At 49.1% G+C, this 9,671-nt stretch carries 10 protein-coding genes; 8 read left to right on the forward strand and 2 right to left on the reverse strand.

Going from position 1 to position 9,671, the window contains the following annotated elements; translation table 11 throughout:
- From BN54_RS00360 to BN54_RS00390, 7 genes are all read left to right on the forward strand, one after another.
- Positions 1 to 411, forward strand: a complete 411-nt coding sequence (locus BN54_RS00360; protein ID WP_019205133.1) for a Zn-ribbon domain-containing OB-fold protein — start codon at positions 1 to 3, stop codon at positions 409 to 411.
- A 23-nt stretch (positions 412 to 434) separates the two neighbouring features.
- Positions 435 to 656, forward strand: coding sequence for a hypothetical protein (locus BN54_RS00365; RefSeq protein ID WP_155818186.1), 222 nt, complete (start codon positions 435 to 437; stop codon positions 654 to 656).
- Positions 649 to 891 carry an acyl carrier protein gene (locus BN54_RS00370; protein ID WP_019205135.1) on the forward strand — a complete coding sequence of 81 codons (243 nt, stop codon included), beginning with the start codon at positions 649 to 651 and terminating at the stop codon, positions 889 to 891. Before BN54_RS00365 ends, BN54_RS00370 begins: the two co-directional genes overlap by 8 nt.
- Positions 892 to 901: 10 nt before the next feature.
- Complete coding sequence (locus BN54_RS00375; protein WP_235720474.1) at positions 902 to 1,891, forward strand: phosphate acyltransferase; 990 nt, start codon at positions 902 to 904, stop codon at positions 1,889 to 1,891.
- Positions 1,892 to 1,987: 96 nt separating this feature from the next.
- On the forward strand, positions 1,988 to 3,139 hold the full coding sequence (gene buk, locus BN54_RS00380; RefSeq protein WP_019205137.1) for a butyrate kinase: 1,152 nt from the start codon (positions 1,988 to 1,990) through the stop codon (positions 3,137 to 3,139).
- Positions 3,120 to 3,638, forward strand: coding sequence for a DUF1097 domain-containing protein (locus BN54_RS00385; protein WP_019205138.1), 519 nt, complete (start codon positions 3,120 to 3,122; stop codon positions 3,636 to 3,638). Before buk ends, BN54_RS00385 begins: the two co-directional genes overlap by 20 nt.
- Positions 3,639 to 3,649: 11 nt before the next feature.
- Complete coding sequence (locus BN54_RS00390) at positions 3,650 to 4,246, forward strand: 4'-phosphopantetheinyl transferase family protein (protein ID WP_019205139.1); 597 nt, start codon at positions 3,650 to 3,652, stop codon at positions 4,244 to 4,246.
- Between the two features lie 301 nt (positions 4,247 to 4,547).
- On the opposite strand, the gene ribB is transcribed toward BN54_RS00390, so the two are convergent.
- The gene (gene ribB, locus BN54_RS00395; protein ID WP_019205140.1) at positions 4,548 to 5,219 is read right to left on the reverse strand and encodes a 3,4-dihydroxy-2-butanone-4-phosphate synthase; all 672 of its coding nucleotides are present in this window, start codon (positions 5,217 to 5,219) and stop codon (positions 4,548 to 4,550) included.
- Positions 5,220 to 5,512: 293 nt separating this feature from the next.
- Positions 5,513 to 7,090 carry an amidohydrolase gene (locus BN54_RS00400; protein WP_019205141.1) on the reverse strand — a complete coding sequence of 526 codons (1,578 nt, stop codon included), beginning with the start codon at positions 7,088 to 7,090 and terminating at the stop codon, positions 5,513 to 5,515.
- 247 nt (positions 7,091 to 7,337) lie between these two features.
- Between BN54_RS00400 and ppsA the strand changes: the two genes are divergently transcribed.
- The coding region (gene ppsA, locus BN54_RS00405; RefSeq protein ID WP_019205142.1) for a phosphoenolpyruvate synthase at positions 7,338 to 9,671 on the forward strand (2,334 nt) is incomplete at its 3' end.

Here is a 9,671-nt window from a genome sequence, read left to right on the forward strand (position 1 = left end):
ATGACCATTAAATTGGAGAAAGTCGTCAATAAGTTTTATGACGGGTTAGAAGAAGGCAAAATTTTGGGACGGAAGTGTCCTCAGTGTGGTCATGTTGAATTTCCACCAGTTTATGCTTGCAATAGCTGTGGCAGCTATGAGACCGAATGGTATGAAATCGATGGCGCAGCAATGGTTAAGACCTTAGTCTTGCCAGCACCGTTATCATCTAAGCCAGAATATAAAAACTTGGGTAAATTTTCTTATGGGGAAGTCGAACTTAAAGAAGGGACGACTTTGAATGCCGTTATCCGTGGTGTAAGTCGAAAAAATAAGGCTGAATTAGCAGCCAAATTGCCATTGCCCTGTCATGCAGCAATTTTTCAACGCGAAGGCGGTTTTAAAACCGTAGTCTTTGATCTTGACGAATGACGGCTGAGGGGAGCGTGATTGAGATGTTTAAGCAAGCGTTCAAGTATTCGTTGCCAGGGATTATTCTCAGTTTTGTGGTTCCGGGCGTCTTGGCTTACTTTTTGATACCTTTACCAACCACTTTAGTCAGTCACGTAATGGGGACCGGAATTGATGGTGCGTTAAGTGCCGGGGTCTCATCAATTATTGCAGTTATTGTTTATATGAAGTCACAACAAAAGAATGGAGGAACTCACAATGGTTAAGACGGAATTAGAAAGCGCAGTATTGGATATGGTCGCGACAGTTTACAAAAAAAATCGGGATGATTTGTCATTAGCAACAACCTTTAAGGAAGATTTAAATTCAGCTTCGGTTTGGATGGTTGCGTTAGTTGCCGAAATTGAAAATGAATTGGATGTTTCTTTAATGTTAGCGGATGCCAGCAAGTGTACCACGATTGGAGATTTAGTAGATTTGATCGAAACAGAGATGGAATAGGGTGATCAAAGTGCTGAGTAAAATCTATGAAAAAGCGTTGGCCAATCCCCAACGGGTTGCTTTTCCAGAGGCACTCAATGAACGAATGTTGCAAGCGGCTTTTGAGACAGGGAAGGAAGGTTATATTCACCCCATTCTGGTTGGAGATCCACAAGCCATTACTGCCAAATTAGCCGAGCTTGGTTACGAGTCCACGGCTTTCCAGATTATTGATCTTGCTGATGAAACGATGCGGGATGACTTGATTGCAAAATACGTGGCCTTGCCACAGACCTTACTGAAAGAAAAAGCATTAAGGCGTCGGATGACGGATCCATTGTACTATGCGATGGTAATGCAAACCGCAGGGGCCGCGGATGTTACCTTTGCTGGAATTGAGTATACAACGGAAGATGTCCTTTTAGCAGGCCAAATGGTAGTTGGTATGCAACCTGGCATCAGTACGATTTCTAGTATCGGGATTTGTGAAATTCCTGGTTTTGCTGGAAGTGAAGGTGAATTATTGGTAGTGGGGGATAGTGCAGTCTGTACCAACCCAACTGATGAGCAATTGGCAGATATTGCAATTTCGGCGTGCGAGTCTGTACAGGCGCTGTTAGATTGGCCTCCGCGTTGCGCATTATTGTCATATTCCACTTTAGGCAGTGGACAAGGAGAATTGGTCGATAAGGTCAGCCGTGCGGTGGCAATTGCCAATAAGCGGCGGCCAGATTTAGCCATTGACGGCGAATTTCAATTTGATACTGCCGTCTCACCTACTGTTGCAGCGAAAAAAGTTAAGCGTGATAGTAAGGTCGCTGGGCAGGCGAATATTCTGATTTGGCCAGACTTAAACGTTGGAAACGTTGGAGTAAAGATCCTACAACAAGTAGGCCATGCGAATGCTTACGGACCAATTTTGCAAGGCTTTAACGATGTGGTCTGTGATTGCTCACGGAGTGCCCCGGTTTCTGAATTAAAGGGTAATATCATTTTAAGTGCAGTCCGGGCTAGTCATTAATTAACAAAGTTTCATTCATTAAAAGTAGATCGTATTTTTAACAGGCCCCTTCAAATTTGAAGCGGCCTGTTATTTTATCACAAGGAGGGATTCTTCATGCAACGTTATCAAATTTTGGTAATTAATCCAGGTTCTACGTCAACTAAGATTGCGGTCTTTGAAAATGGTACGCGTTTGTGCTACCAAAATATTCAACATGAAGCTGCAGAACTAGAGCAATATCCAACCTTAGCTGATCAATTACCTTACCGTCGTGATATGATCATGAGCTTCCTAAAAGAAAATGGGATCGCTTTAGCAGATATTGATGTCTTTGTTGGTCGGGGTGGCGGCCTGATCGCGATGACAGGGGGGACTTACGAGGTGACCGATTTGGTCTTAGAACATGCCCGGACTTGTGCCAATGGGGTGATTCACCCGGCCACGTTGGGATCGCAACTGGCTGCTGAACTAGCTAAAGCGGGTGGTCATGGTGCCAAAGCTTTAGTGGTTAATCCACCGGATGTTGATGAGTTGCAAGACGTAGCTCGGATGACGGGACTCAAACATGTTTACCGGACCGTTCATTTACACGCATTAAACCTTAAAGAAATGGCCATTCGGCATAGTAAGAGTGTATTGCATCAGCCTTATGAGCAAACGAACTTGATTGTCTGCCACATTGGAGGGGGAATTTCTGTTTCGGCACACCATCATGGGCGGATGATTGATGGGTTTGACATTGTTGGTGGTGAAGGACCCATGGCTCCAACACGGACAGGGAGCTTATCATTGGCTAATATTTTGGATTATATGGATCAAACGCATGCAACCACCCAAGAAATGCGACAATTGTTAACTCGGCGGGGCGGCTTGGTCAGTCATCTGGGGATCTCGGACACGAAAGAATTAGTTCGGCGTAAGGACACTGGTGATCAATACGCTCAAATGTTGTGGGATGCGATGCTTTACCAGATTGAAAAGTGCATCGGTGCCATGGCAACGGTCCTAAAAGGCCAAGTTGATGGTATCTTGTTAGGTGGGGGAATGGCATATAATCCAGAGTTGATTGCTCGGATTAGCGAAGCTTGTTCCTTTATTGCGCCAGTTTCAGCTTACCCCGGTGAATTTGAAATGGAAGCTTTAGCGGCTGGTGCTTTACGGGTTTTAACCGGTGAAGAACCCTTGAAACAATATACCGGGGTCCCGGTTTGGCAGGGCTTTCCTTGGGATCAGGTGGTGATTAAGGATGGAAAAGTCCAGAACTAATAAATGGGTTCAAATTGGCAGCTTGGCATTAGGAATTGCGTTATTACCCCCACTTTGGGCGGTATTGGCCCCATTGCTTGGGGTTCGCCCGGGGGCCGTGGCTTTGATTTGTGCGGGAGTGTATGTAGCTGCGGGGAATCAACGTCAAAAAGCTCTACCAATGATCAATGGCTTTTTGCTTGGCGATTTGTGGGCGGTGTTGAGTCTATGGTTAATGGCAATTCTCAATTTTAATCCACAGGTTGAACTCTACTTGGTACTCTTTGTGTTTGGGGGAATGGCAGTTGTCGGCGGCGAAAACCTGCCACGCTATATTTATACGCCAGCCTGGTTATGTGGTTGGGCGATTGGTTTGACTGTGATGGGAAATTTAGCCGTAACGAAGCTAGGCAGTTTGCCGTTTGAAATTGGTATTGCGATGGTAGTAGGGGTTATTTATGTTGGCATTGGAGTAGCTTCCTTTCAACAATGGTTGATTGAAAAAATTGCGAAGCATTAGGGAGGTCATTAATGCTACAAGTGTATGGAAGTTGGCAAAAATTTTGCAACAACGAAGCTGATCACCTCTGCGGACGTAATCTTTTAGCGCAAGGACTGCAAGATATTTACGGAATAAAGATCTTGTCAACGATGCTAGCTGTAAACGAATGTGGAAAGCCGTTTTTACCCGCGTATCCGGAAGTACATTTTAATTTGAGTCATTGCCATGGGCTCGTGGTTTGTGCCTTTGCTGATGTTCCGGTTGGGATTGATGTTGAAACGGCAGTAGTCTTACCGAAGAGCATCATTAAAAGAGCCTTAACTGTTAATGAACAACAGTTACTGGCTAGTTATCAAACTGATCCGATTCAATATTGGCGGGTGTTTAGTCGTATTTGGTCTTTGAAAGAAAGCTATTTGAAGTGGGGTGGCAAGGGATTAACTATTACTCCAAAAACTTGCGAATTTATCATCCAACCAGCAGTTTTTGGGCACATTGATTCTTCGCAACCTGGGCTTGCATTTGTTCAAAAGCAACTTACGCCGGATACTTTTCTTTCACTATGTATTAAGAAAAAGGTCCTTTCGGCTGTGGAAATTCACTGGTTAGAAAAACCAGCTGCTTAACAATCCGAAGTGAGTGTCTGTCAAATATTTTAGACCGTTAGATTGTTAAACAACTAGCTGCCCCAATAACAGCTTTACGGTCGCTATACCAATTTCGTCAAGCAAAAACATAAACATTTTATTATCACAAGATAGTTAAGGACGCGCCCCATCTGACCTTTATTTAATTACCCCTTTAAATTGGCAGGGAAGACTGCTATAATTGAAGTCGTTAGAAAGTGTTCAAAAACGGGCAAAAAAAGAAAGGCGGATCACCAATCGTTGGTGGTTCGCCTTTTTCGTGTGTTGATTTGTTAATAGGTTAGGCTTCAGCGGCTGCTTGGACTAAGGCGTCCTTGGCATCGGCAATCCCATTTTCGTCCATGTAAGTCAAGATTTGGTTGATCGTGATGTAAGGGACGTCCAAACGGTCAGCGACCTTAAACAGGTCATCGCGCCGCGCCATCGTACCGTCTTCCTTCAGGACTTCAATGATGACGGCAACCGGTTGAGCGCCTGCCAGGTAAGCCAGGTCAACGGAAGCTTCGGTGTGCCCAATCCGTTGGCGCAGCCCGCCGTCTTGCGCGTAGAGGGGTTGGATGTGGCCGGGGTGGTTAAAGTCACTGGCCGTGGCCGTTGGCTTGGCGATTTGGCGAATCGTGGCTGCCCGATCAAAAGCAGAAACCCCGGTCGTCACGCCGGTGGCTTCAAACGTCCCGTCGCAAGTGGTCATGAAAGGCGTATCGTGCGGGTCCGTACTGTTTTCGACCATCTTCGTGAAGCCTAATGCGTGAGCCCGTTCGATTGTCAACGGTACGCACATTAAACCGTTGGCTTCCTTTAACATTTGGTAGACCGTTTCGGGGCTGATCCGATCAGCCAGGGCGACCAGGTCCCCTTCATTTTCACGATCTTCATTGTCCGATAAAATGATGAACCCACCGTTTTGCAAGGTCGTCAGGGCTTCTTCAACGGTGTTAAATTCATTTGCCATCTTGATAAATCCTCTCTCTCTATCGCTATCTCTGGTGAAAAGCCGAACCAAAACTTGATTCGTGACTTTATTATACGTAAAAATAGGATGATGTAAACATAAAGCGACGAAAAGTTCGCGATTGACGAGCGATTTGTAATTTTGTTTTGTGAAAATTCGGCTAGAGTAAAGTGAAACCGCCGTCAAACTTTGCACATCATTGTTCGGGTGGGCTGGGGTTGACGGGCAAAAACTTCGTCCCACTCGAAACGTTCGGAACCAAAAAACCACCGGCAGCCACCGGTGGTTAAAGCCTAATCAGCGCGATAAACTTCTTGGCCCGCTAGCCAAGTTGCTTGGACGCGGATGTCTTTGATTGCTTCGTGTGGGACGGTAAAGATGTCATCGCTTAGGATCACAAAGTCGGCTGCTTTGCCAACGCTCAGGCTACCGTTATGGGTAAACTGGCCCAGTTGGGCGGCCCACTTAGTATAGCCAAGGACTGCTTCGGGAACCGAAATGGCTTGGTCAGCATTCACCACCTGCCCATTTGCTGCGCGCCGGGTTACGGCTGCGTAAATACTGTAGAAGGGGCTGTCTGGCTCGTACCACGGGGTGCACGGGGCATCAGAACTGAGCGCTGTCAAGGCCTTGGTCTGCATCATTGCCTTGAGGCGGTAGGCCAAGCGGAACTGCTGCGTGTTTAAATAGGTCCGGTAGGATTCGTCTTCGGCAAAGAAGAAGATCGGTTGGGTGGCCAGGCCGTACGTCATTTGGGCCTGGTCAATTTGGGCCAGCATGGCGTCACTCAAAAGCGAAGCGTGCTCAATGCGAACAGACGGGGTTCCGCTCAGCCACGGGGTGAGGTCTTTGGTGGTATCAATGACCAATTGAATTGCCGCATCCCCCATGGCGTGAATCGCGATTTGCAAGTGATGATCTTTAGCGTAGGCGACGGCTTGGGCTAATTTTTCGCGGTCCGTCAATAACACGCCCCGTTTGCCAGAGGGGTAGGGCGCTTGATTATCGGCAGTTTCGCCCGAAATCGAGCCGTCCATGAAGACTTTGATCCCGGCAATACGCAACTGGTCGTCGGTCCCAGCGGTCAGGTCTTCACCGTTGAGCTCATCATAGACGTAATACAGTGAGGCCCGCGGTTGGAAGCCCGCCGCCTTGGCATCACGATACAGCTGGAGGGAATCGTAAGGGTGCAGGCGTCCCATCATTTCACCGATGGCCACGATCCCGTTTTGTAAGTAGTGCTGGGAAGATTGGGCCAGGTTGGCAACGTCGGTTTGGTAGCTTTGGGCGGACTTGGCGCGAATCAACAGTTGCGTGGCCGCCACTTCGCGCATAAAACCGGTTGGCCGGCCGTCTGCAAAGCGTTCAATCTTGCCACCGACCGGATCGGGGGTCGTGGCATCAATGCCGGCGAGGGCTAAGGCTTTGGAATTTCCGACGGAGGAGTGACAATCCGAGCGATACAAAAAGATCGGTTGGGTGGTGGAGACTTGATCCAGGTTGTCCACGGTCGGAGCCCGGTGTTCGGCTAATTTGGTTTCGTCAAAGCCCCAGCCTTCGATCCAAACGTCCGGTCCCTGGCCATAGGCGGGCGAGGCTTTTAGAGCGGCGATCAGTTCAGCAATGCTGTTAACGTGGGGTGGGGTACAAGCCACCCCGTGCAAGGCGTCGGCGATGTACTTGGGGTGGGTGTGACAGTCGATCAAGCCGGGCAAGACCGTTTGGCCGTGTAAATCAATTGCCGCCGGATCAGTGACGTCCGCTTGGTCACCGATCCAGCTGACCTTTCCATGGTCAATCGTCATGGCCGATGCGAAGCTGGTCGCATCGGTACCGAGGAAAATTTTGGCGTTGGTGAATGTTGTTGACATAAAAAATAAAACCTCCCTTTTTGTGTTCGATTATATACTTAATATTAATGGTACCGCTACCATTATTTTATGAAAGATGCTGAAAATTTAATTGGCCGCACTTTTTGTAGCTTCAAGCTTTGTGGACGGTAATTGCCGACGTTGAAATCCTAGCTTAAAGTCATTAAAATAATCATGTAAACGCTATCATTAAGGTGCTGCCGGGGCAAGTGATTTGCCAGGGGCAGGTTTAAAGGAGGTCTTTTTCATGGTTGAACGCGAAAACGCCAATGTGTTGTGGTTTGACGAATTGCGGCGGGCGGACGTCGATTTGGTCGGCGGAAAGTCATCATCCTTAGGGGAAATGACGTCGGTCATGGACGTTCCGGTACCGTTTGGGTTTGCGACTACGGCCGCAGCTTACCGGCGCTTCATGCAAGAAACCGGGATCAATGATCAAGTCAACGCCCTGTTAGCGGCTTTGACAGATTATGAAGACTCGGATGCCTTGCATACGACTTGTAGCCAGATTCGCCAAATTATTGTCGATGCGACCATGCCCGCCGACTTGGCGGCGGAAATCGAAGCGGCTTATGAACAGCTCGGGCAACGGATGGGGGAAACGGATCCCTTTGTCGCGATTCGCTCTAGTGCCACCGCTGAGGACTTACCCGATGCCTCCTTTGCCGGCCAACAAGAATCTTATCTGAACATCAAAGGGGCCCAGGATGTCGTCAAGAAGGTCCAAGAATGTTACGCCTCGCTCTTTACCGACCGGGCCACCTACTACCGGCAAAAGCAGGGGTACCCGCATGAAAAAGTGGCCCTGTCAGCAGCCGTGCAAATGATGGTCTTCTCTAAGGCGGCCGGGATTATGTTCTCTGTGGACGTCACCAACGGGGATGATTCCAAGATTGTGATTGACGGGATCTATGGCCTGGGTGAATATATTGTGTTGGGGAAGGTGACCCCAGACCACTTTGTTGTCGACAAGGCCAGCTTAAAGATTGTCGAGCGGGACCTGACCACTAAGCCGGTGCGGTTGATCCGCAAGCCGGGCAGTGGGGTAAAAGAAGAGCCGGTCCCAGCGGAATTACAAGCTCAGCCGGTCTTAACGGATGCGCAAGTCGAAGAACTAGCAGGCTACGTCAAGCAAGTCGAAGCCCACTATGGCTGCTACATGGACATGGAATTTGCCCTGGATGAGCGGACGGATAAGCTCTGGATCGTCCAGGCCCGGCCGGAAACGGTCTGGTCCCAAAAGAACAAGCAAACTGGTGGTAAAAAGGAGGAAACGACGATGGCAACAACGGATGCAAAGGTCTTGGTCAAGGGCTTGCCTGCCAGCCCAGGGTTAGCGGCCGGAGTCGCCCACGTGATCGAAAATCCTGAAGATATTGATACCTTCAAGGAAGGCGAAGTCTTAGTAACGTTGATGACTTCCCCGGACTGGGTACCCGCGATGAAGAAGGCTAAGGCAATTGTGACCAACAACGGGGGGATGACCTGTCACGCCGCCATTGTCTCCCGGGAAATGCAGATCCCATGCATTGTCGGAACCAAGAGTAAGGGCCAAGCCGTGACGGAAGCGGTTAAGACCGGTGAGGTGATTACCGTTGACGCCAAAAATGGGATCGTGTACCAGGGTGATATTACGGCCAGCTTGCAACCAGCTACCCCAACGGCCAGTGCGGGGGCTGCCGTTGCGGCCGAATACTTCCCGCCTACGGCAACTCACGTAATGATGAACCTGGGGGACCCGGATTTAATCGATAAGTATGCCGACCTGCCGGCCGATGGGATTGGGCTTATGCGCGAAGAATTCCTGTGGACGACTTACATTCACGCCCACCCGCTGTACCTGATTGAAAAGGGGGAACCAGACAAGGTCGTCAACATGCTGGCGGACGGGATTGCCAAGGTCGCCCGGACGATTGCGCCGCGGCCGATGGTCTTGCGGCTGTCTGATTTCAAGTCCAGTGAATACCGCAATTTGGAAGGCGGGGAAAAGTATGAACCGCAAGAGCCAGCCGACTTGCTGGGCTGGCGGGGTGCTTCGCGTTACTATGACCCGAAGTACATCGAAGCCTTTAAGTTGGAACTGGGGGCTGTGAAGAAGGTTCGCAATGAATTCGGCCTGAAGAACCTGAACGTCATGATTCCATTTGTTCGGACGGTTGACGAAGCCAAGAAAGTCACTGACATCATGGCGGTGGAAGGTTTGAAACGGGGGGCTGATTTCAAGGTCTACATGATGGCCGAAATTCCATCCAACATCATTTTGGCGGACCAGTTCAACCAATACATTGATGGGTACTCAATTGGCTCCAACGACTTATCGATGTTGATCCTAGGGTGTGACCGGAACAATGATACGGTCGCCCACCTCTTTGACGAACGGAACTTAGCCGTGAAGCGGGCGATTCGCCATTTGATCAAGACGGCGCACAAGGATGGCAAGACCGTGTCGATTTGTGGGCAGGCGCCATCCGAATACCCAGAATTTACCGAATTCTTGATTCAAAGCGGGATTGACTATGTTTCGGTTAACCCGGACATGGTCAAGTTGACCAAGCGTAACGTTGCCCACTTTGAACAGCGG

Source organism: Limosilactobacillus ingluviei str. Autruche 4 (assembly GCF_000312405.1).
Classification (GTDB): domain Bacteria; phylum Bacillota; class Bacilli; order Lactobacillales; family Lactobacillaceae; genus Limosilactobacillus; species Limosilactobacillus ingluviei.